This is a genomic window from Micromonospora sp. DT201 (assembly GCF_049841575.1).
Taxonomy (GTDB): domain Bacteria; phylum Actinomycetota; class Actinomycetes; order Mycobacteriales; family Micromonosporaceae; genus Micromonospora.
On record NZ_JBNCKP010000003.1, the window covers coordinates 126,148 to 145,930 of the forward strand.

Sequence of the window (19,783 nt, forward strand, 5' to 3'; positions counted from 1 at the left end):
CCACGCGGTTCATCGCCGTCATTCGTAGGAGGAGACATGACCACATCTGCCCTGTCATATGAGGTTTTCGTCGTGGATGGCCCGGTTCGTGCGGGTGACCAGCGCATGCCGGACGGGTCGCGGATCAACTGGAGCCCCACTGCGTCCACGCTGATCTCCGGCGCCGAGGAGGCGCTCCTCGTGGACCCGCCGTTCACCCACGAGCAGATCTCGAAGGTGGGTGACTGGATCGCACAGTCGGGCAAGCGGCTGACGTACATCTACGCCACGCACGGGCACGGCGACCACTGGTTCGGCGCCGGCGAGTTGGTCAAGCGCTTCCCCGGCGCGGTCACCTACGCGACGCCCGGCACCATCGACGTGATGCACCAGCAGGCCACCGTCGGGCGGAGCGAGTTGTTCGACCGGGTCTTCCCCGGTCTGATCCCGGAATCGCCGGTCATCGCCGTGCCCGTGCCGACCGAAGGGTTCCTGCTTGAGGGCAATCTCATCCAGGCGGTCGAGACCGGGCACACCGACACCGACAAGACCACCGTCCTGCACGTGCCATCGATCGGCCTCGTGGTGGCCGGCGACGTCGTCTACAACGGGGTGCACCAATACATCGTCGAGACGGTCGACGGTGGCCTGCGGGAATGGCTCAAGGCCCTCGACCGCGTCGAAGCCCTCGCGCCTCGCGCAGTCGTCGCCGGCCACAAGAATCGGGACCTCCCCGACGACCCGGCAAGCATCGACCAGACCCGGCAGTACCTGCTGAACGTGGAGCGGCTGCTGGCCGAGAAGTCGACAGCCCGCGAGTTCTTCGACGAGATGGTGAGCCTCTACCCGGACTGGGTGAATCGGGGGCCGCTATGGTACGGGGCTCTCGCCCTGCTCGGAAAGTGACCTGATCATGCCCTCGGTCCACAACCGCACGACAGACGTGGTCTCCGTGCCGTGGATCGCCACTGCGAGGTACGACATCGACCCGGCTCCAGGCAGCCTCGGGCTCGTCCAGGATCTGCTCAACACGATCTCGGCCGGCGTACCACGGCAGCCGGACCTCCTTGACGATCTGACAAGCGCCACGGCGTGGGCGCACGATGCGGCGTCCCGGTGGTCGGCAGCCACCGGGAGGCCGGCCCCCGAGGCCACGCTCGACGCTGCGGGGCTTGAGGCACTGAGGAGTTTCCGCGACGAGCTGTGGGAGGAGATCGACGCCCGATTCCGCGCCACCCCGGAAGTCGGGCAGCCCGTCCCCGAGGCGCCAGACCGCGCCCCGGCCGGATCCCGTACCGCCGGTGCCACGCTTCGGATCGACCGGAACGGGTCGGTGCAGCTCGACCCCGCCGGGGCCGGGGCTGATCTGCTGATCTCGCTCGTCCTCGCGGCGCTGTTCGAGGCGCAACTCGGCGACCTCCGGCGACGACTCAAGACCTGCCGCAACCTGCGCTGCCGGGTGGCGTTCTACGACCGCTCAAACAACAACAGCGGGACCTGGCACTCCGTACGCGTCTGCGGGAACCCAGCCAACCTGCGCGCACACCGTGCGCGCAGGCGGCAGGTGGATTGAACCAGCGGTACGGCACTCAGGCGGCGAAACGCGCGGCCACTGACCTTCCGGCCACGGACACCGAACTCCTCCCGGATCTTCCGCCGGCTGATCTCGGCCTGCTGCCCGGTGACGCCGACGAATACCTGGTCACCGGAGGCGGCCTGAATGGGCAACGCGGCTCCTTCACCCGAGACGAGGCTGGCGCCATCACCGGGATCGACCTCGCCGGTCGGTTGTTCACGCGCGTTCCCCGATGACGTCCCTCGAAGCACCCTCATGCCGGCGTCAGGTCAGGCGGCGCGACGTTCGCCGGCCTGGCCGAACCGCCGGTCGGCGCTCGCTGCCGGTGCGGCGTGACGATCGGCGGCTTGCACCGGGTACGGCTCGGAGCGAACCACCCGTAGCGGCCGGTCCACCTCGTCGGCGCGGAACCGCCAGCGTGACGGTGCCGGTTGCCGCTGCGGCGCGGGCCCGCCGGGGCGCAGACCGGGCCGGGACAGCAGCACGGTGATCAGGTAGCCGACCACCAGGAAGCCGTGGCTGACCAGCCGCTCCCCGCCGACCGATCCGGTGGCCAGGTCGTTGACCGAGAGCAGCAGCAACGTGCCGACGAACGCGCTGAGCATCGGCAGCAGCCCGGCCGGCGGGCTGCGGCGCACTGCCACGAAGAGGAAACCGGCGCCCACCGCCACGTTCCAGGCGGCCGACTCATGCCAGAGGTGTTGGCCGGTGGGGTGCAGGTGATCGGCGGTCGTGCCCCTGCCCACCTGGGCCAGGCCGAGCACCAACTGCACCGCGCCGAGCAGCCCGAGCGCCGCGCGCAGCCCTGCGACCAGTTGGCCGCGCCCGGCCAAGCGCCGCCACCACGACCGGCGGGCCGGCTCCGCCGTGACCGCGGCCAGGATCGCCGCAGTCCGGTCGGGCACATCTGCCACCAATCGGGTACGAACCCGACGGGTCACCGCAGCCGCTGCCGTGAACCAGGCCCGACACTCGGCACACTCGTCGAGGTGCCCCTGCACCGCTGTTAGTTCGGCGGCGGTCTCCTCCCCGTCCAACTGCGCGGACAGGACCTCCCGCCACTGCTCACACCCCATGTATCGGTAGTCGCTCCAATGGCCGCTCCGGTTCCCGGCGACCCGGGCCCGTTGTGAAATACTCGCCGGATCATGACGCGTTACGGCCTGCTCATCCTGCCCGCCACCAACCGGGTGTACGCCCGCTCCGCTGTCGACCTCACCCGGGCCGAGCTGGAGATCTTTGGCGCTTCGGCGCTCGACGGGCAAATCGGCGAGCTGGACACCGAGGTCGTCGGCGGGGCCTCCTACGTCACGTTCACAGGTGACGGGCTGACCGAGCGGGATCTGAGCGTGCTCGGCAACCTCTCCGCGGGGTACGCGCTGTTCGAGATCGTCGGGGAGTTGCTGCGGCCGGTCGAGTGGAGCCGACTGGACCGCTACGACGACGACCTGCTCACCATCCAGAAGTACCCGGGCAAGACCAACGAGCAGTTCACCAAGCTGCTACTCAACGTCACCCTGCTCGCCTCGGACTGGGCTGGTGAGCTGACCAGTCGGCGGTTCCGGGTGCTCGACCCGCTCTGCGGTCGGGGCACCACCCTCAACCAGGCTCTGATGTACGGGTTCGACGCCGCCGGGATCGAGCGCGACCAGAAGGACGTCGAGGCGTACCGGGCGTTCATCACCACCTGGCTGAAGCAGAAGCGGGTCAAGCACCGGGTGCTGGAGTCGGGGCCGGTGCGGCGGGAGCGCAAGGTGGTCGGCCGGCGGGTGCGCATCGAGTTGGCGCCCACCCGCGAGGAGCACAAGGCCGGCCAGACCCAACTGCTGGACGTGGTGAACGCCGACACGGCCCGCTCGGCGGAGTTCTTCCGCCCGGAGACCGTCGACCTGGTGGTTGCCGACGCCCCGTACGGCGTGCAGCACGGCAGTCGTACCGCCGGCCAGGGGTTGACCCGTGACCCGCTGGCGCTGCTCGCGGACGCTGCGCCGGTCTGGGCGCGGCTGCTGCGTCCCGGTGGTGCGCTCGGTATCTCGTGGAACACCCACGTGGCCAGCCGCGAGGACGCGGCGGCGGCGCTGGCCGACGCCGGCCTGACCGTGGTCGACGAGGAGCCCTACCGCGCGCTGCGGCACCGGGTAGACCAGTCGATCATGCGCGACGTGCTCGTGGCCCGCCGTCCGGCCTGATCGGCCCACCACCACCGCCACACGCACCACCTGAGCCACATCGCACCACCTGAGCCACATCAGTCGCGCCCGCATCGCCGCACATCCGGGGCGTCTGGTGCCCTTTCCGCGCGCATTCCCACGCCCTCTTCCTGAGGGCTCTGTGCCGCATTTCACCTGATCAGTGGGCGGGTGTGAAAACCACGTCAAGAAAAGGTTCGCCTCCGTCATGGTCGCGTTATGACCCCTGTCGTCCGGCAGGTGGTGGGGCTTTGATTGCCCGGCGCGACCGGAAGGCGGTCGCGACGAACCTTTCCGGTATGAGGAGTCAGCGTGTCTGACGTGGTGTTCGTGGTCCTGACGGTGGCGCTGTTCGCAGTGCTCGCCCTGGTGGTCCGGGCGGTGGAGAAGCTGTGAACGCGGTAAACGCCGTCGGTCTGGTGCTCGCGATCGTCCTGGGCGCGTTCCTGGTGTTCGCCCTGTTGTTTCCGGAGCGCTTCTGATGACCATGACAACAGCAGGCGTCATCTTTGTGCTGACGCTGGTGGCCGCCCTGGTCGCCGTATACAAGCCGTTCGGCGACTACATGTTCCGGGCGGTCTCCGGCACGAAGCAGTCGAAGGTCGAGCGGGGGATCTTCCGACTGGTCGGAGTCAACCCGGCAGCCGAGCAGAGCTGGGGCGTGTACGCCCGCAGCGTGCTGGCGTTCTCCGGGGTTTCGATCCTGTTCCTGTACCTGTTCCAGCGGGTGCAAAACCACCTGTGGCTGTCCCTGGGCTTCGATCCGGTGGTGCCGCACGGCGCGTGGAACACGGCCGTCTCGTTCGTGACCAACACCAACTGGCAGTCGTACTCGGGTGAGTCGACGATGGGCCACCTGGTGCAGATGGCCGGTCTGGCCGTGCAGAACTTCGTGTCTGCGGCGGTCGGCATCGCGGTGGCGGTCGCGCTCGTACGCGGCTTCGCCCGCAGCCGCACCGGGCAGCTCGGCAACTTCTGGGTCGACCTGATCCGGATCGTGCTGCGGATCCTGCTGCCGATCGCCGTGCTCGGCGCGATCGCGCTGATGATCGGCGGGGCGGTGCAGAACCTCTCGGCCGGCACCGACGTGAGCACGCTGACCGGCGGCACCCAGACCATCACCGGTGGTCCGGTCGCCAGCCAGGAAGTGATCAAGGAGCTGGGCACCAACGGTGGCGGCTTCTACAACGTCAACAGCGCGCACCCGTTCGAGAACCCCACCGCCTGGACGAACTGGCTGCAGATCTTCCTGATCCTCCTGATCCCGTTCAGCCTGCCCCGGGTCTTCGGCCGGATGGTCGGGCAGAACCGGCAGGGCTACGCCATCGCCGCGGTGATGGGCATCCTCGCGTTCATCAGCGTCGCCATCACCAACGTCTTCGAGTTGGCCGGCCACGGCACGGTGCCGCAGGCGATCGGCGCGGCCATGGAGGGCAAGGAGGTGCGGTTCGACGTGTCGAACTCGGCCACCTTCGCCGCCGCCACCACGCTGACCTCGACCGGTGCGGTGAACTCGTTCCACGACTCGTTCACCTCGCTCGGCGGCATGATGACCATGGTCAACATGATGCTCGGCGAGGTAGCGCCGGGCGGTACCGGTTCCGGTATGTACGGCCTGCTCATCCTCGCGGTGATCACGGTCTTCGTGGCTGGCCTGATGGTGGGCCGCACCCCCGAGTACCTGGGCAAGAAGATCGGCGCGCGGGAGATCAAGTTCGCCTCGCTCTACTTCCTGATCACGCCGATCCTGGTGCTGGTCGGTACGGCGGCCGCGTTCGGCACCGGCAACAACTCCACCGCGCTCAACGTCGGCCCGCACGGCCTTTCCGAGGTGCTGTACGCGTTCACCTCGGCCAGCAACAACAACGGCTCCGCCTTCGGCGGCATCACGGTCAACACCACCTGGTGGGACACCGCGCTCGGGTTGTGCATGCTGCTGGGTCGCTTCCTGCCGATCATCTTCGTGCTCGCGCTGGCCGGCTCGCTGGCCCGCCAAGCACCCACCCCTGCGTCCGAGGGCACCCTGCCGACCCACCGACCGCTGTTCATCGGCATGGTCGTCGGCGTCACGGTGGTCCTCGTCGCGCTGACCTTCCTGCCCGCGCTCGCGCTCGGTCCGCTGGCAGAGGGGCTCTGACCATCATGAGGAACGAGGACATGTCCGTCACGTCCGCCCCAACAGAGCAACTCCCCGGCACGCCCGCCACCCAGGGCAACCGGATCGGCGGGGGCCTGCTCGACCCCAAGCAGTTGATCCGGTCCCTGCCGGACGCGGTCCGCAAGCTCAACCCGACCACGCTGTGGCGCAACCCGGTGATGCTGCTCGTGGAGGTCGGCGCGGCCTTCACCACCGTCCTGGCGGTGACCGACCCGTCGGTGTTCGCCTGGGCGATCACCATCTGGCTCTGGCTGACCGTGGTCTTCGCCAACCTGGCCGAAGCGGTCGCCGAGGGCCGGGGCAAGGCCCAGGCCGCGACGCTGCGGCAGGCGAAGAAGGACACCATCGCCACGCGCCTGATCGACTGGAAGCCCGGCGCGAAGGCCAACGCCTACCGCGATGAGGCCATACCCGCGTCGGAACTGCGCCAGGGCGACTTCGTGCTGGTCGAGACGGGCGGCATCATCCCCGGTGACGGCGACATCGTCGAGGGCATCGCCAGCGTCGACGAGTCCGCCATCACCGGCGAGTCGGCCCCGGTCATCCGCGAGTCCGGTGGTGACCGCAGCGCGGTCACCGGTGGCACCAAGGTGCTCTCCGACCGGATCGTCGTGAAGATCACCCAGAAGCCGGGCGAGAGCTTCATCGACCGGATGATCGCCCTGGTCGAGGGTGCCAACCGGCAGAAGACGCCGAACGAGATCGCGCTGAACATCCTGCTCGCCGCGCTCACGATCATCTTCCTGCTGGCCGTGGTCACCCTCCAGCCCCTGGCCATCTTCTCCAAGGCGTACCAGGCGGCCGCGCCGGACACCGGCGCGATCACCGGCTCCGGCGTCACCGGGGTGGTGCTGATCTCGCTGCTGGTCTGCCTGATCCCCACCACCATCGGAGCGCTGCTCTCCGCCATCGGCATCGCCGGCATGGACCGGCTGGTGCAGCGCAACGTCCTGGCCATGAGCGGCCGGGCCGTCGAGGCGGCCGGCGACGTCAACACCCTCCTGCTCGACAAGACCGGCACCATCACGCTGGGCAACCGGCAGGCCGCCGAGTTCGTACCTGTCGAAGGGGTCACCGCCGAGGCCGTGGCCGACGCCGCGCAACTGTCCAGCCTGGCCGACGAGACCCCGGAGGGGCGCTCGGTGGTCGTCCTGGCGAAGAACGAGTTCGGGCTGCGCGAGCGCGAGCCCGGCGTGATGCCGCACGCCACCTTCGTACCGTTCACCGCGCAGACCCGGATGAGCGGCGTCGACCTGACCCCGGAGGCCAGCGTGGACGCTGGGGCCGCCGGAAAGGGCCGCCGGGTCCGCAAGGGTGCCGCAGCCGCGGTGATGAAGTGGGTACGCGAGAACGGCGGACACCCGACCGAGCAGGTCGGCGAAATCGTGGACGGGATCAGCAGCACCGGCGGCACCCCGCTGGTCGTCGCCGAGCACGTCGACGGTGAGCCCGCCCGCGCCCTGGGCGTCATCCACCTGAAGGACGTCGTCAAGTCCGGTATGCGGGAGCGGTTCGACGAGATGCGCCGGATGGGCATCCGGACCGTGATGATCACCGGTGACAACCCGCGTACCGCGAAGGCGATCGCCGACGAGGCCGGGGTGGACGACTTCCTGGCCGAGGCGACGCCGGAGGACAAGCTCGCGCTGATCAAGCGGGAGCAGGAGGGTGGTCGGCTGGTCGCGATGACCGGTGACGGCACCAACGACGCGCCGGCGCTCGCCCAGGCCGACGTCGGGGTGGCGATGAACACCGGTACGTCGGCCGCCAAGGAGGCCGGCAACATGGTCGACCTCGACTCCGACCCGACGAAGCTGATCGAGATCGTGGAGATCGGCAAGCAGTTGCTGATCACCCGCGGTGCCTTGACCACGTTCAGCATCGCCAACGACATCGCGAAGTACTTCGCGATCATTCCGGCCATGTTCGCCGGCCTCTACCCGAGCCTGGACGCGCTGAACATCATGCGGCTGTCCAGCCCGGAGTCGGCGATCCTGTCCGCGGTCATCTTCAACGCCCTGGTGATCATCGCGCTGATCCCGCTCGCCCTGCGGGGCGTGCGGTACCGGCCGGCCGCCGCGTCGAAGCTGCTCAGCCGCAACCTGCTGGTGTACGGACTGGGCGGCATCATCGTGCCGTTCATCGGGATCAAGCTCATTGACCTGCTCATCCAGTTCATCCCGGGGATTTCGTGATGCGCCTACCCAACTGGCTCTCCCAACACCTCGCCGCTCTGCGCGCTGTGCTCGTCTTCACCGTGCTGCTCGGCCTGGTCTACCCGCTGGCCCTGGTAGCGGTCGGTCAGCTGCCCGGCCTCAACCACAAGGCCGACGGCTCGCTCATCTCCTCGGGCGGGACGACGATCGGCAGCTCGCTGATCGGCCAGTCCTTCACCGACGCGGACGGCAACCCCATCGCCCGCTACTTCCAGTCCCGCCCCTCCGCCGCCGGTGCCAACGGGTACGACCCGACCGCCACCTCGGCCAGCAACCTGGGCCCGGAGAGCGTGGTCGACACCATCGCCACCGACCCGGAGGAGTCCAGCGAAAGCCTGCTCACCCAGGTGTGCGGGCGCAGCAAGTCCGTCGGCGAGCTCAACGGCGTCGACGGCCGGCGCCCGTTCTGCACCGACGACGGGCTGGGTGCCGTGCTTGCGGTCTTCCGCGCCAACGGTCTGACCGGCCCGGTCACCCGGGTGGTCAGCGTCAACCAGGCCGCCCCGGCCACCCCGTTCATCACCTCGTACGAGGGGGTTGCGGTGGAGCTCGCCCAGCCCGGCGAGGACTACGTGGCCGACGGTGGTGTGGTCACTCCGATCCGGGGCGACGCGCCCGCCGACCCGGCAGTGCCCGCCGACGCGGTCACCGCCAGCGCCAGCGGCCTCGACCCGCAGATCAGCCCGGCGTACGCCGAGCTGCAGGTGAACCGGGTCGCGCGAGAGCGCGGCACGGACCCGGCTGCGGTCCGGAAGCTGATCGACGAGCACACCAGCGGCCGAGCGCTCGGCTTCATGGGTGAGCCGGGGGTCAACGTGCTGGAGCTCAACATCGCGCTCGACAAGCAGTTCGCGGCGCGCTGAGCACAATCGCAGGCGGGGCCGTGCCAACCGGCACGGCCCCGCCCGGCAATTCTGACCAGGGAGAATGGACCCCGTGGCACGCGGAGAACTGCGCATCTATCTCGGGGCCGCCCCCGGCGTCGGCAAGACATACGCCGTGTTGGAGGAGGCCCAGCGGCGTGCCGCCCGCGGCACCGACGTGGTGATCGGCTTCGTGGAGACCCACGGCCGCCAGCACACCGCCGCGATGCTCGGCGACATCGAGCAGGTGCCTCGCCGCACGATGGACTACCGCGGCGCCGAGTTCACCGAGATGGACCTGGACGCGGTGCTGGCCCGCCGCCCGGAAGTCGCGGTGGTCGACGAGTTGGCGCACAGCAACGTGCCCGGTTCCCGCCACGACAAGCGTTGGCAGGACGTCCAGGAGTTGCTCGACGCGGGGATCGACGTGCTGTCCACGGTCAACGTGCAGCACCTGGAGTCCGTCAACGACGTCGTCGCCCAGATCACCGGCACTACCCAGCGGGAGACCGTGCCGGACGAGATCGTCCGCGCCGCCGAGCAGGTCGAGCTTGTCGACATGACCCCCGAGGCGCTGCGCCGACGGATGGCGCACGGAAACATCTACCGACCCGACAAGATCGACGCCGCGCTCGGCAACTACTTCCGGGTCGGCAACCTCACCGCGCTGCGCGAGCTTGCGCTGCTGTGGCTGGCGGACAAGGTCGACGAGCAGCTCGACCGCTACCGCAGCCAGCAGGGCATCGCCGCCACCTGGGAGGCCCGGGAACGGGTCGTTGTCGCGTTGACCGGCGGCCCGGAGGGCGAGACGCTGATCCGCCGCGCGGCCCGGGTCGCGGCCCGCAGCAAGGGCGCCGACCTGCTCGCCGTCCACGTGGCCCGCAGTGACGGTCTGGCCGGTGCCGACCCGGCCCAACTGGCCCGCCAGCGGGTGCTGGTGGAGAGCCTCGGTGGCACCTACCACCAGGTGCTCGGCACCGACGTGCCGGCCGCGCTGCTGGACTTCGCCCAGGGCGTGAACGCCACCCAGCTGGTGCTCGGCGCCAGCCGGCGGGGTCGCTTCGCGCAGCTCTTCGCCCGGGGTGTCGGGGTGACCACCACCGCGCTCTCCGGGTCGATCGACGTGCACCTGGTCACCCACAAGCAGGCCGGCAAGGGTCGTCGGGCGGCAGCCGTCCCGGCGGCGCTGTCCCGGCGTCGGCGGCTGCTCGGCTTCGCACTGGCCGTGCTGGGCGTGCCGCTGCTCACCCTGCTGTTGAAAACTCTGCCCGACCTGACGATTACCAACGACATCCTGCTGTTCCTCGCCGGGGTCGTCGGGGTGGCGCTGGTCGGCGGGGTATGGCCGGCGCTTGTCGCCGCACTGGGCGGTTCCCTGCTGCTCAACTGGTTCTTCACCCCGCCCTACCGCACGTTGACCATCGCCCAGGCGGACAACCTGCTCGCCCTGGCCGTCTTCGTCGGTGTGGCATTGGCGGTGAGCTGGGTCGTCGACGTTGCCGCCCGTCGTACGCGGGAGGCCGCGCGCGCCGCCGCCGACGCGCAGACCCTCGCCGCCGTCGCCGGTGGCGTGTTGCGCGGCGAACGACCACTGCCCGCACTCCTGGAACAGCTTCGGGAAACCTTCGGGCTGCGCGCGGTGAGCGTCCTGGAGCTGGCCGAGGACGCCAGCGGACGCCCGGAGCGGGCCCGCGAGGAGCACGCCTGGGGTGTCGTGGCCAGCGTCGGCGATCAGCCGCCCTGCACCCCCGAAAGTGGTGAGACGGCGGTACCGGTCGACGACCGGATCACCGTCGTCCTCTGCGGTCGACGGTTGGAGGCCGCCGACCGGCGGATCGTCGAGGCGTTCGCCGCCCAGGCCGCCGTCGCGCTCCGTCAGGAACGACTCGCCGAGGAGGCCGCCACCGCTCGACCCCTCGCCGCCGCGGACCGGATGCGCACCGCGCTGCTCGCCGCGGTCAGCCACGACCTGCGTACGCCGCTGGCGTCCGCGAAGGCGGCCGTGACCAGCCTGCGCAGCCACGACATCGAATTCGACGAGCACGACCGCGAGGAGTTGCTGGAAACCGCCGAGGAGTCGCTGGACCGCCTCGCCCGGCTGGTCGCCAACCTCCTGGACATGAGCCGACTTCAAGCCGGCGTCCTCGGCATCACGGAGACTGCGATCGGCCTGGAGGACGCCGTACCCCTGGCGTTGGACGAACTTGGCCCGGCGGCCGCGACCGTCGGCACGGACATCCCGGCCGACCTGCCGGCCGCCACCGCCGACCCGGGCCTGCTGGAACGGGTGCTGGTCAACATCATCGCCAATGCGCTGCGCTACAGCCCGCCCGGCCAGCCCCCCACGATCACCGCCAGCGCGCACGCCGGCCAGGTCGAGCTACGGGTGATCGACCGAGGGCCGGGCATCCCGGAGGAGCAGTGGGAGCACGTCTTCCTGCCGTTCCAACGCCTCGGTGATCGGGACAACCAGACCGGTGTCGGTCTCGGTCTTGCCCTGTCCCGCGGGTTGGCCGAAGCGATGGGTGGCAGCATCACCCCCGAGACCACCCCCGGCGGTGGGCTCACCATGGTGCTGCGGCTGCCGGCAGCCGCGCAGACCAGCTCGGAAGGGCCGCAGGAATGACGCGAATCCTGGTCGTCGACGACGAACCGCAGATCCTGCGCGCCCTGCGGATCAACCTGCGCGCCCGCCGCTACGAGGTGGACATCGCCGCGACCGGTGCCGCTGCGCTGAAGGCCGCCGCCAGCCACCCGCCCGACCTGGTGGTGCTGGACCTCGGCCTACCCGACATCGACGGGGTGGAGGTGATCCGGGGCCTACGCGGATGGACCGCCGTGCCGATCATCGTGCTCTCCGGCCGGGCCGGCAGCGAGGACAAGGTCGCGGCGCTCGACGCTGGTGCGGACGACTACGTCACCAAGCCGTTCGGGGTGGAGGAGCTGCTGGCCCGCATCCGCGCGGTGACCCGCCGCCTCGGCACGCCCAGTGAGGCGGTGTCGGCACTGCGGATCGGCCAGCACACCGTCGACCTGGCCGACCACAGCGTGCTGCGGGACGACGGCACCGAGGTCAAGCTGACCCCCACCCAGTGGAGCGTGCTGGAGAAGCTGCTGCGCCACCCCGGCAAGCTGGTCAGCCAGCGCCAGCTCCTGCAGGACGTGTGGGGGCCGGAATACCAGAACGAGACCAACTACCTGCGGCAGTACCTGGCTCAGCTGCGGCGCAAGTTGGAGGACGACCCGGCCCGCCCCCGCCATCTCATCACCGAGCCGGGAATGGGCTACCGCTACCGGCCCTGAGCGAAGATCGCTCTACCGGCCCTGAGCGAAGATCGCTCTACCGGCCCTGAGCGAAGACCGGTCCGGTGCCGATCGGGACTCCGGTGCCGATCGGGATCGGGCGTGCCGCAGGCCGCGGGTCGACGGGCGCGGCCGGAATCCGGGCCGGCACGGTCGGCGCGGCGCGGTCGCCGACGCTCGGGTCGAGCGCCGGCGCAACCAGCAGCGGGTCGACCTGGATCACGTCGATGCCGAGCGGTCGCAGCATGCCGCGCAGTGCGGACTCGCACAGCTCTTCCCACGGCTGATCCGCGCCCATCGCGGCGATCAGCAGCTCCGGTCGGGTGAAGGCGATGCCCACCCGGTGCCCCTGTGGCGAACGGCCGGTTCGCACCGTCCGCACCAGCCGTCCCGGCAGATCGCGCACCGGAACGGCGTAGATTATCGGGGCCTCGTCCATGATCGGGTTGGTCCTTTCCATTCGTGCCGTCGTTCTGGCGGCGGTCATCGGTTGTGCCGCAGCAGCGGCGGTCATCGGTTGTGCCGCAGCAGCGGCGGTCATCGGCTGAATCGTTCGAGGTCGTGGGCAAAGCGGCGGATCGTCGCGGCCCGGGCCCAGGGCGGGGCGGGCACCGCGATGACTGGCACGGTCGCCCGTTCCACGCAGTACCGGGTGACGTGCCCGCGCGACCGGCCGAACCGGCCGCGTTCCGGGCTGCCGAGGACGAGCACGTCGGACTCCCGGTGCGCATGGTCGACAAGCACCTGCCCGGCGTACCCCTGGGTCACCACCAGCCGCACGGCCAGGTCCCGGGGCAGGCCACCGAGTGCCGCGTCGAAGACGCCGCGCAGGTAGACCTGGGCCGCCCGGTCGCACTCGTCCTGCCAGCGCCAGGTCAGCGTGCCTGGCCGCCAGGTCGGCGCGAAGACCCACGCGCGTACGGCGTCCAACTGCGCGCCGTCGCGGCGGGCCAACTGCACCGCGCGGCGCAGTGCCTGCATCCCGGCGAACGACCGGTCGACGCCCACCACGATCCGTCGGGTGACTGCTGGGCCGTTCATGCTGCGGGCACCACAAACGCGGGGGCGTCCTTCGCGGTACGCGGGTCCGCCATCGTGGTCAGGTCGAGCGCGCGGAGGATGTAGTTCGCCACCGCCACCTCGACCCCGGCGCGGCGGCGCAGGTCCGCCACCGCGCGGTGCAGCACGGTCATGCTGTCGGCGGAGAGCCGCACCACGGCGTCGACGTCGGCGGCGATCCACCACGCGTCGACGGCGCAGGGCTCGTGCCGCAGGTACTCCACCAGGTGGCTGCCGGGTGCGGACGGGCCGAGCCGGACGCTGACCAGCGCCTCGTGCCGGCGTGTGGGCTCGTCGGCCCTGGTCGCGGGGGGCGTCGGCTGCTCGCCGGGGCTGCCGCCCGTGTCGGTGCCGGGTGGCAGGTCTCCGCGTTCCCAGCGTGTCATCCGCCAAGGACTCATGGACCCATCGTCACCACCGAGCGACTGAGGTGCACCTGCCGATACGCCGTTGCGACGGGCCACCGCCATTTCTTGACGCCGCGTTCACGCGACGCGCGCCCATGTCAGTTGCCGGGGAACCGCACGCCCACCAGCCGCTCTTGTCCACGGATCGGCGGTCCCCGGTTGGGAGTCGAGAAAGTCCGGCTGCGCAGGGAGTAGCGTTCTTGACGATCAACAACTCGCGTACGAGGAGGCCCGGTGCAGACGACGACGGTGGACATTCAGACAGGTGACGGGGTCGCGGACGCGTCCCTCAGCCGGCCCGATGGCAACGGCCCGTTCCCGGCGGTGCTGCTCTTCATGGACGCCTTCGGGTCGCGCCCGCGCCTGGTGGAGATGGCGGAGCACATTGCGGCCCGGGGTTACCTGGTGCTGACGCCCAACCTGTTCTACCGGGCTGGCCGGGCGCCGCTGTTCGACCTGTCCCCGCTCGCCGAACCAGATCAGCGCGGTGCGCTCTTCGAGAAGATCATGCCGCTGATCAGCGCGTTGACCCCCGACGTGATCAGCCGGGACACCACCGCGTACCTCGACTTCCTTGCCGCCCGCGACGACGTCCGGCCAGGTCCGGTCGCGATCACCGGTTACTGCATGGGCGGCACGAACGCGCTGCGGGCCATCGAGGCGCACCCGGACCGCATCGCCGCGATCGCCAGCTTCCACGGCGGGCGCATCGTCACCGACGCGCCGGACAGCCCACACCTGGGCGTCGACTCGATCACCGGCGAGGTGTACTTCGGGCACGCCGACCAGGACCAGTCGATGACGCCCGAGCAGATCGCCACCCTGGAGAAGGCACTCGACGCCGCTGGCGTGCGATACCGCTCCGAGCTGTACGAGGGTGCCCCCCACGGCTTCACCATGGCAGACACCCCGATGTACCACGAGCAGGCCACCGAGCGGCACTGGGTCGCCCTGTTCGACCTGCTGGACCGCACCCTGCCGACCACCTGAGGGGTGCTGCTGCGGCGCCGCGGTCAGCGGCGCAGCAGCACCGGGCCGGCGTCGATGCGGGTGCGGAACAGCGCGTACGGCTTGCGTCGTAGATCCTGGCCGCGCTGGTACTGCGCCTGCCGGTGCAGTTGGTTGGCGGTGACGTAGAGGTACCCGTCGACGGCCACCGACATGGTGTCCGGCCAGAGCAGTCGTGGGTCGTGGACCACTGTCTCGTACTCGCCATCCGGCAGCCGGCGCAGCACCGCGTTGTGCTCGTACGAGGTGAGGTAGAGCCGCCCCGCGTCGTCGGATTCCAACCCGTCCGAGGCGGTGCCCTTGTCGCCCTCGTCGACGACGGTCGCCGCGGCCGCCTCCTGGTTGACGCCCGGGTCGGCCAGCGCCTCGGTGGACACGCTGTACCAACGCCGGGACGCCAGCGGGCAGTAGTGCAGCCGGTTGCCGTCGGCCGAGATGGCGATGCCGTCGGAGCCCATGGTCACCGGCTTCGGCGGCCCGTCCGCCGGCCGTTCGAGGAACGGCCGGCCCTCCACCACCGGGCGGAACGACGCCAGCGGCTCCGCCTTGGTGGACGGGTGGTCGTGCAGCCGCCGCCACGAGGCCCCGCTGGCCAGGTCCACGACGATGATCCCGTTCGGCCCAGAGGCCGCCGAGTCGGTGATGTACGCGACCCCCGACTCGCCGCGCCGCAGGTCGAAGCGGACATCGTTGAGGTACGTCGTCGGCAGCGCCACGTCCGCCGGGAAGGTGATCACCTGGGCGACCGTGTTGGTGTCCAGGTCGACCCGGACCAGTTTCGGGCCGCCCGGCTTCGTCGGCTGGAACATGGGGCTGCCGGTGTCCAGCACCCAGAGTCGGTCGGCCGGGTCCACGACGATGCTCTGCACCGACACGAACGCGCCCGCGTCGTCGGCACCGGACGGGTCGTTCCACGCCTGGTCGGGGTAGGGCACCTCCCGGCCGTCCCGCAACTCGACGACGGTGGCCGGCACCTCGTCGCCCCACTTCGGGAAGTTGACGAAGATCCGGCCCCGGTGCGAGACGCTCACCCCGGTCGGCATCGGGCCGGTGAAGGTGTGCACCAGCTCCAGCTCGCCGAGCGGCTCGTCGCCGACCGGCCCGTTCATGACGCCCGCCCCACGCTGTCCATCGTCCCGCCCCCTGTCCGGCCGGCCCGTCGCCGCTCCGGTGCGGTTATTCCCGCCCTGGCGTCCGATATGCCTCCGGTCAGCCGGCCTCGGGGGCGGTGGCGTGTGCGGCGGGCAGGCCGGGGACCGGGACGTCCACCGCGAGCAGCGCGCCGTCCACCGGGCCCGCCGCAGTCAGCCCCACGCGGGCGGTGCCGATGAAGAGTCGGCGCAGGTCGGGGCCGCCCAGGCAGATGCCGGCGGGCTGCTTCGCCGGTAGCTGGATCTCCCGTTCCAGCGTGCCGTCGGGCCGGTAACGGCGTACCGCCGCGCCGCCCCAGAACGCGATCCAGAGGTGACCCTCCGCGTCGACCGTCATGCCGTCCGGGCCGCCGTCGGCCGGGGACAGCCGTAGGAACGGCTCCCGTCCGTGCAGGGCCCCGGTGTCGGGGTCGACGGTGAACCGGTCGACCTCGCCGCGCGGCGTGTCGGCCAGGTACATGGTGGTGCCGGCTGCGTCGAACGCCGGCCCGTTCGGGATGGTCAGCCCGGTCACCGCGGGCACCGGCGTCGCGCCCGGTGCCAATCGGTAGAGCGTGCCTCCGCCGGGCACCGCGGCGTACGTCATGCTGCCGGCCCAGAATCGGCCGTGCGGGTCAGCGACGGCGTCGTTCATCCGGGTCGGCTCAGGCGCGTCGGCGACCAGGTCGGCGACCGATCGGGAGTCCCCGGTGGCGGGCAGCAGGGTGACGCCGGTCCCGGCGGCTGCCAGCCAGTCGCCGGGCCGGTCGGCCACCGGGGCGACCGCGCCCAGCGGAACGTCGAGGCGGCGCAGCTCCCGCAGCGGACCCGGCGCGTCGCCGCCGGTCTCCAGCAGCCGTCCGGCCAGCAGGTCGACGAGGACCAGCCGGTCGTCGACCCAGCGCAGCCCTTCGCCAAGCTCCAACCGGTCGGTGCTCCAGACGGTTGGTTCGGTCAGCTCCATCTCGCTCCTCCAAACGTTCTCCGGCGGCGGTCGGTGGCCACACCGGTCAGCGGTGATCGGCAGCCGTGCCGCCGCACCGCTCAGCGGACGGTACCGCCGGGTCCGTGGTCGAGCAGCGTCAGCTCTGCCCGGTCGGGCAGGCCCTCCCAGTCGCCCCGGGTGGCGACTGCGAATGCGCCGGTGGTGACCGCCCGGTCCAGCCGGGCTGGCGCGTCGACGCCGTCGAGCCAGGCGGAGAGCAGCCCGGCCACGAAGGCGTCGCCCGCGCCGACGGTGTCCACCGGCACTGTCCGGGTTGGACGGTGCACCGTGCCGGCCGCGCGGTGGCTGGTCGCCCCACCGGCGCCGTGCTTGACCACGACCTCGGTCACGCCGGCTGAGAGTAGCGCCGCGACCGGGTCGGTCGCGTCGGTCAGCACGGCCAGCACGTCGTCGGAGGCGACCACCAGCGGGTCGGCTCAGCTGGGCACGAGTTCCCGGCACCGGCGCAGGGTGGCCAGGGCGAGTGGCGCGTCGCGGCCCGCGATCCCGACCTCCAGCTCGGTCACCGCTGCCGCGGCCCGCGCCGGGTCACCCGCTGTGGCGGCGGCCTCCGCCAGCACCAGCACGGCCTCGGCGGCCCACGCCAGGATGCCCTTTCCGCGTACCAGCGTCAGCGCATCCGTCGCGTGCCGGACGGCCTCGTCCGGCCTCCCGTCCAGCGTCAGCCGGGCCAGCGCCGAGAGCGCCTGCACCAGCGGCCAGATCGCGCCGACCCGCCGGGCGTCGGCCACCACCTCGCGCAGCGTCCGTTCGGCCAACTCCATCTGGTCGCCGCCCTCGCTGTCCCCGGCGGAGGTTGCGGTGGCGGCGGTACGCGCCAGCACGGTCGCCAGTTCGGCCCGCGCGTCGAGCAGGGTGACCGGCATCCGCTCAGTGCTGGCGACCAGCCGGGTGAGCCGATCGGCGAGCCCGTCCAGCCGCCCGGCGGCCCGGTCCAGCGACAGCTCGGTCGCCTCCACCAGGGCGGTCAGCCGCTCGTACCCGGTCTCGTCGACCAGCGCCCGGCCGGCCGCCAGGAGCGTTTCCGCCTGCTCCGGGTGCCCGGCGTGCAACGCGCCCTGCGCCCAGTTCAGACAGGCCCGGGCATGCTCGCGGGGCCGGTCGGCCAACTCTGCGGACGCCCGAAGCTCCGAGATGATCGTCCAGGCGGTCAGGTCGCCCAGTTCCAGTAGCAGCGAGGCTCGGGCGATACGGACCGCGAGGTGCGCCCCCGGGTCCCCGCTGGCCGCTGCGGCGCTCTCCGCCTCCGCGCAGCGGGCCAGGTGGTCGTCGATGTGCCGGCCGACGACGGTGTCCGGGGCCGCGAGCACCGCGAGCGCCGGGGCTTTGCGGCGCGGTGCACGCAGGTACGGCACCGCGCGCTCGATCTCGGTGTACCCGCGCAGCGCCTCGCCCTGCTGGCGCAGCATCCGCCCGAGTACCAGACCCAGCTCGCCCCGGGCTCCGGGCGGCAACCGTCGGTCCGCGAGCAGCCGTTCCAGCACCGGGATCGCCTCCGCCTGGCTGAGCCCGTCGATGGCCGAGCGGCCCAGCTTGGCGGCGAGCCGCACCCGTACCGGCCGGGGAAGCTCGGCGACGTCCATTGTCTGGAGCAGGAAGCTGGCGGCGGTGGCGTCGTCGCCGCGCTCGGTCGCCAGGTCGGCGGCCGCTTCGGCGTTGCGGACGAAGTCGGCACCGCTGCCGGCTCTGCGGTAGTGGTGCGCCAGTTGGGCGACCGGCCTCGGCAGCTCCTGCTCCAGCACCCGTGCGATCCGCAGGTGCAGCCACTCGCGGCTCTCCCGGGGCACCAGGTCGTACACCACCTGTCGGGCCAGGTCGTGGCGGAACCGCAGGCCGTCCCCGGCGTCGTGCAGCAGGCCCGCCCGATGCGCCACGGTCATCGCCGCGCCGACCGCCACCCGGTCCAGGCTGAGCGCCGAGGCGAGGATGCGCTGATCCGGTGCCAGCCCCAGCACGGCAGCGGCGCCAAGCACCTCCCGGGTGGCCTCGTCGAGCGGACGTAGCCGCCAGAGCAGCACGTCCCGCAGGACGAACGGGACGCTGTCGTCCGCCAACGGGTCGCCACCCCGCTCGGCGAGCGTACGCAGCACCTCCTCGACCACGAACGGGATGCCGGCGGTGCGGTCGAGCAGGGTCGCCGTCAGTTGCTGCGGCGGGTCGTCGAGCCGCAGGGTCCGGGCGGCCAACCGGCGTACGTCGTCGGCGTCCAACGGGTTGAGCGCCACCCGGGTGACACTCCACGGTGGAGTCCGCGCCAACGCGTCGTGGATCGGCGTACTGCCTCCCGGCGTCGGCGTGCGGGCGGTCAGCACCACCGCCAGCCCGTCGACCGGGTGGGTGCTCAGGTAGCCGAGGAACTCGCAGGTCGCCGGGTCAGCCCAGTGCAGGTCTTCGAGCAGCAGCGTGGCGGGACCCAGCGCGGCCAGCACTGCGGCGACGGCCCTGAGCAGGCGGTGCCGCTCGGCCGCCGGGTCGGTCAACGGGGGCGGCGCGTCGGGTAGCGCGTCCGCCAGTTCGGGTAGCAGCGGTGCGAGGGCGCCGGCCACCGGGCTGAGTGCGTCGAGTCGGTCGGCGCTGCCCCGGATCGCGTCCAGCAGTACGCCGAGCGGGAAGGGCTCCGGCACGTCGTCGCACTCACCGACGAGGTGCTGCCCGGGAAGTTTGGCGAGCAGTTCGGCGACCAGCCGGCTCTTGCCGATCCCGGGCTCGCCCTCCAACAGGATCAGGCACGGCGGCGCTTCGACGAGCCGGCGTAGCTGGGCCAACTCCGCCGCTCGTCCGACGAACTCGACGGGTCCGCGCAGACGTTCGGGGCGGACGGGAACTGGGCCCCCGCCGCCCCGCGTCTTGTCCTTGCCGCCGCCGATCACCGTGGGGTCGAGCAGATCA

The 19,783-nt window shown here is 71.3% G+C and carries 19 protein-coding genes; 11 read left to right on the forward strand and 8 right to left on the reverse strand.

Features of this window, described 5'->3' with window-relative positions; all coding sequences use genetic code 11:
• The first annotated feature begins 36 nt into the window (after window positions 1-36).
• From ACLQ28_RS07535 to ACLQ28_RS07545, 3 genes are read left to right on the forward strand one after another with little or no spacing between them, the layout of a single operon-like run.
• Window positions 37-885 (forward strand): MBL fold metallo-hydrolase, encoded by an 849-nt coding sequence (locus ACLQ28_RS07535; RefSeq protein WP_425685469.1) that lies wholly within the window; start codon window positions 37-39, stop codon window positions 883-885.
• A gap of 7 nt (window positions 886-892) precedes the next feature.
• Window positions 893-1,552 carry a CGNR zinc finger domain-containing protein gene (locus tag ACLQ28_RS07540; protein WP_425685470.1) on the forward strand — a complete coding sequence of 220 codons (660 nt, stop codon included), beginning with the start codon at window positions 893-895 and terminating at the stop codon, window positions 1,550-1,552.
• Window positions 1,549-1,791 (forward strand): hypothetical protein, encoded by a 243-nt coding sequence (locus ACLQ28_RS07545; protein ID WP_425685471.1) that lies wholly within the window; start codon window positions 1,549-1,551, stop codon window positions 1,789-1,791. The genes ACLQ28_RS07540 and ACLQ28_RS07545 overlap by 4 nt, the downstream gene beginning before the upstream one ends.
• A 33-nt stretch (window positions 1,792-1,824) precedes the next feature.
• On the opposite strand, the gene ACLQ28_RS07550 is transcribed toward ACLQ28_RS07545, so the two are convergent.
• Window positions 1,825-2,631 carry a zf-HC2 domain-containing protein gene (locus tag ACLQ28_RS07550; protein WP_425685472.1) on the reverse strand — a complete coding sequence of 269 codons (807 nt, stop codon included), beginning with the start codon at window positions 2,629-2,631 and terminating at the stop codon, window positions 1,825-1,827.
• Window positions 2,632-2,703: 72 nt separating this feature from the next.
• On the opposite strand from ACLQ28_RS07550, the gene ACLQ28_RS07555 reads away from it, so the two are divergent.
• The 7 genes from ACLQ28_RS07555 (at window position 2,704) to ACLQ28_RS07585 (ending at window position 12,284) form a co-directional block, all read left to right on the forward strand.
• Window positions 2,704-3,744 carry a TRM11 family SAM-dependent methyltransferase gene (locus ACLQ28_RS07555; RefSeq protein ID WP_425685473.1) on the forward strand — a complete coding sequence of 347 codons (1,041 nt, stop codon included), beginning with the start codon at window positions 2,704-2,706 and terminating at the stop codon, window positions 3,742-3,744.
• Between the two features lie 392 nt (window positions 3,745-4,136).
• Window positions 4,137-4,226 (forward strand): K(+)-transporting ATPase subunit F, encoded by a 90-nt coding sequence (gene kdpF, locus ACLQ28_RS07560; RefSeq protein WP_036390805.1) that lies wholly within the window; start codon window positions 4,137-4,139, stop codon window positions 4,224-4,226.
• Window positions 4,226-5,881, forward strand: coding sequence for a potassium-transporting ATPase subunit KdpA (gene kdpA / locus ACLQ28_RS07565; RefSeq protein ID WP_425685474.1), 1,656 nt, complete (start codon window positions 4,226-4,228; stop codon window positions 5,879-5,881). The genes kdpF and kdpA overlap by 1 nt, the downstream gene beginning before the upstream one ends.
• Before the next feature lie 20 nt (window positions 5,882-5,901).
• A complete protein-coding gene (kdpB, locus tag ACLQ28_RS07570) occupies window positions 5,902-8,097 on the forward strand; it encodes a potassium-transporting ATPase subunit KdpB (RefSeq protein ID WP_425685475.1) in 2,196 nt (731 codons plus the stop codon).
• The gene (locus ACLQ28_RS07575; RefSeq protein WP_425685476.1) at window positions 8,097-8,981 is read left to right on the forward strand and encodes a potassium-transporting ATPase subunit C; all 885 of its coding nucleotides are present in this window, start codon (window positions 8,097-8,099) and stop codon (window positions 8,979-8,981) included. Before kdpB ends, ACLQ28_RS07575 begins: the two co-directional genes overlap by 1 nt.
• A 73-nt stretch (window positions 8,982-9,054) precedes the next feature.
• Window positions 9,055-11,607: a DUF4118 domain-containing protein gene (locus ACLQ28_RS07580; protein ID WP_425685477.1), complete on the forward strand. Its 2,553-nt coding sequence runs from the start codon at window positions 9,055-9,057 to the stop codon at window positions 11,605-11,607.
• Complete coding sequence (locus ACLQ28_RS07585; RefSeq protein WP_425685478.1) at window positions 11,604-12,284, forward strand: response regulator; 681 nt, start codon at window positions 11,604-11,606, stop codon at window positions 12,282-12,284. Before ACLQ28_RS07580 ends, ACLQ28_RS07585 begins: the two co-directional genes overlap by 4 nt.
• 37 nt (window positions 12,285-12,321) lie before the next feature.
• Here the strand turns inward: ACLQ28_RS07585 and ACLQ28_RS07590 are convergent, their stop codons facing one another.
• From ACLQ28_RS07590 to ACLQ28_RS07600, 3 genes are read right to left on the reverse strand one after another with little or no spacing between them, the layout of a single operon-like run.
• Window positions 12,322-12,825 (reverse strand): SAV_915 family protein, encoded by a 504-nt coding sequence (locus ACLQ28_RS07590; RefSeq protein WP_425685479.1) that lies wholly within the window; start codon window positions 12,823-12,825, stop codon window positions 12,322-12,324.
• A complete protein-coding gene (locus tag ACLQ28_RS07595) occupies window positions 12,822-13,325 on the reverse strand; it encodes a universal stress protein (protein ID WP_425685480.1) in 504 nt (167 codons plus the stop codon). The genes ACLQ28_RS07590 and ACLQ28_RS07595 overlap by 4 nt, the downstream gene beginning before the upstream one ends.
• The gene (locus tag ACLQ28_RS07600) at window positions 13,322-13,744 is read right to left on the reverse strand and encodes a hypothetical protein (protein WP_425685481.1); all 423 of its coding nucleotides are present in this window, start codon (window positions 13,742-13,744) and stop codon (window positions 13,322-13,324) included. The genes ACLQ28_RS07595 and ACLQ28_RS07600 overlap by 4 nt, the downstream gene beginning before the upstream one ends.
• A 240-nt stretch (window positions 13,745-13,984) precedes the next feature.
• Between ACLQ28_RS07600 and ACLQ28_RS07605 the strand changes: the two genes are divergently transcribed.
• Entirely contained in the window at window positions 13,985-14,740 is a 756-nt protein-coding gene (locus ACLQ28_RS07605; RefSeq protein ID WP_425685482.1) for a dienelactone hydrolase family protein, read from the forward strand.
• A 23-nt stretch (window positions 14,741-14,763) separates the two neighbouring features.
• Here the strand turns inward: ACLQ28_RS07605 and ACLQ28_RS07610 are convergent, their stop codons facing one another.
• The 4 genes from ACLQ28_RS07610 to ACLQ28_RS07625 all read right to left on the reverse strand — a co-directional run bounded on the left by ACLQ28_RS07610 (window position 14,764) and on the right by ACLQ28_RS07625 (window position 19,764).
• The gene (locus tag ACLQ28_RS07610; protein WP_425685483.1) at window positions 14,764-15,867 is read right to left on the reverse strand and encodes an L-dopachrome tautomerase-related protein; all 1,104 of its coding nucleotides are present in this window, start codon (window positions 15,865-15,867) and stop codon (window positions 14,764-14,766) included.
• A 100-nt stretch (window positions 15,868-15,967) separates the two neighbouring features.
• On the reverse strand, window positions 15,968-16,852 hold the full coding sequence (locus ACLQ28_RS07615; protein ID WP_425685484.1) for an SMP-30/gluconolactonase/LRE family protein: 885 nt from the start codon (window positions 16,850-16,852) through the stop codon (window positions 15,968-15,970).
• A gap of 80 nt (window positions 16,853-16,932) precedes the next feature.
• Window positions 16,933-17,298 carry a carbohydrate kinase family protein gene (locus ACLQ28_RS07620; protein ID WP_425685485.1) on the reverse strand — a complete coding sequence of 122 codons (366 nt, stop codon included), beginning with the start codon at window positions 17,296-17,298 and terminating at the stop codon, window positions 16,933-16,935.
• Window positions 17,299-17,310: 12 nt separating this feature from the next.
• Window positions 17,311-19,764, reverse strand: a complete 2,454-nt coding sequence (locus ACLQ28_RS07625) for an ATP-binding protein (RefSeq protein WP_425685486.1) — start codon at window positions 19,762-19,764, stop codon at window positions 17,311-17,313.
• Window positions 19,765-19,783 lie beyond the last annotated feature (19 nt).